General features: G+C 48.2%; 2 protein-coding genes. Both read left to right on the top strand.

The genetic code is table 11. From position 1 onward, the window contains the following. A partial coding sequence (locus tag QZL69_RS13065; RefSeq protein ID WP_291519740.1) for a type IA DNA topoisomerase occupies window positions 1-1,403 on the top strand: 1,403 nt, incomplete at its 5' end. Further along, on the top strand, window positions 1,404-1,981 hold a 578-nt coding region (locus QZL69_RS13060; protein WP_291519738.1), incomplete at its 3' end, for a UDP-N-acetylglucosamine pyrophosphorylase.

Here is a 1,981-nt window from a genome sequence, read left to right as displayed (position 1 = left end):
GCAGGGAAAGAGAGATCCGCTCTTTCGTCAAGACACCATTCTACAGGGTGATCTCAGGAATCGCACTGGAAGGGGAGAAATTCGACGGTGAATGGAGAGCCGTGGAGGGAAGCCGTTATTTCCAGTCTCCTTATTTATACAAGGAAAATGGTTTCAAAGAAAAGAAACACGCACAGGAACTGATCGATTTTCTGAGCACGGAGCAGCCGCTCAGATGCAGCGTTGACAAGATTGAGCGCAAGAAAGAAAACAAGAACCCGCCGCTTCTTTTTAACCTGGCAGAGCTTCAGAATGTCTGCTCCAAGCTGTTCAAGATCAGCCCGGATGAGACTCTCCGTATCACGCAGGAACTCTATGAGAAGAAACTTGTCACTTATCCGCGAACGGACGCCAGAGTGCTTTCTGCCGCAGTATCAAAGGAAATTTACAAGAATATCTCAGGACTTCGCAATTATCCTGCGATCGGAACTACCGCAGAAGAAGTCCTTCAGATGGGAAGCTACAAGACGATCGCGAAGACAAGATACGTCAATGACAAGCAGATCACAGATCACTATGCGATCATTCCGACCGGTCAGGGCTTAAATGCACTGAACAGTCTGCCGGTCACTTCACAGAGAGTCTATGAGACGATCGTGCGTCGTTTTCTGTGCATTTTCTGTCCGCCGGCAGTCTATCAGAAAGTCAGCCTGGTAACAATGATGCAGGGGGAGAAGTTTTTTTCCAGCTTCAAGGTACTTCAGGAGGAAGGATACCTTAAATATGCGACGAATTCTTTCGCCCGCAGAGGCGCAAAAGCGCAGGATACAGAAAAAAGTGACAGTGAGGATGTCTCCTGTGATGCACAGCTTCTTGCTGCATTGCATAAGCTCAAAAAAGGTGATATACTGACGGTAGATTCGCTGGATATCAAGGAAGGCGAAACTTCACCGCCGAAACGCTACAATTCCGGTTCAATGATCCTTGCAATGGAAAATGCAGGACAGCTCATCGAGGACGAGGAACTGCGCGCGCAGATCAAGGGAAGCGGGATCGGAACGAGTGCGACCAGGGCAGAGATCCTGAAGAAACTTTTTTCTATCAAATATCTTGCTCTGAACAAGAAGACACAGGTGATCACGCCGACGCTTCTCGGGGAGATGATCTTTGATGTGGTCAACTGTTCCATTCGCCAGCTTCTGAACCCGGAACTGACTGCAAGCTGGGAAAAAGGTCTGAATTATGTCGCAGAGGGCAGTATCACGCCTCAGGAATATATGGACAAACTGGAGCATTTTGTCAGGATCCGTACCGACCAGGTGGAACAGAGCAACTATCAGTATGCACTGCGGCAGTTTTTTGATGCGGCGGCGGTCAATTATCAGAAAAAACAGACAACGCCAAAACGAGGAGGAAAAGTATAAATGTTAAAGGATTTTACAATCGCAAATCTCTTGGATCTAAACGAGACGATTGCAGGTGAATTATTTGAGGGCAAGACCTATCCGTGGGAAGTCCTTCCGGAGATCGGAGCTTTTATCGTAAAGCTCGGTGAGATACTGGATCCGCAGGAATATGACTGCAAGGACGGCAACATCTGGATCGCAAAAAGTGCAAAAGTGGCACCGACTGCCTGCATCAACGGACCGGCGATCATCGGTAAGGAAGCAGAAGTGCGTCACTGTGCATTCATCCGTGGAAACGCCATCGTAGGTGAGGGCGCTGTCGTAGGAAACTCCACAGAGCTTAAGAATGCCGTATTATTCAACAAAGTACAGGTTCCGCATTACAACTATGTAGGGGATTCTGTCCTTGGATACAAATCCCATATGGGAGCCGGTTCCATCTGCTCTAACGTAAAATCCGACAAGAAGCTTGTCGTAGTCAAGGACGGCAATGAGAAGATCGAGACAGGTGTCAAGAAATTCGGAGCAATGCTCGGAGATCATGTAGAGGTTGGCTGTGGTTCTGTCCTGAATCCGGGAACTGTGATCGGAAGAAA

Origin of the sequence: Blautia sp. CAG:237 (genome assembly GCF_000436615.1) — a bacterium.
Taxonomy (GTDB): Bacteria; Bacillota; Clostridia; order Lachnospirales; family Lachnospiraceae; genus Blautia_A; species Blautia_A intestinihominis.
The sequence above is the reverse complement of the archived record's forward strand: the minus strand, read 5'-3'. Positions and strand labels throughout refer to the sequence as shown.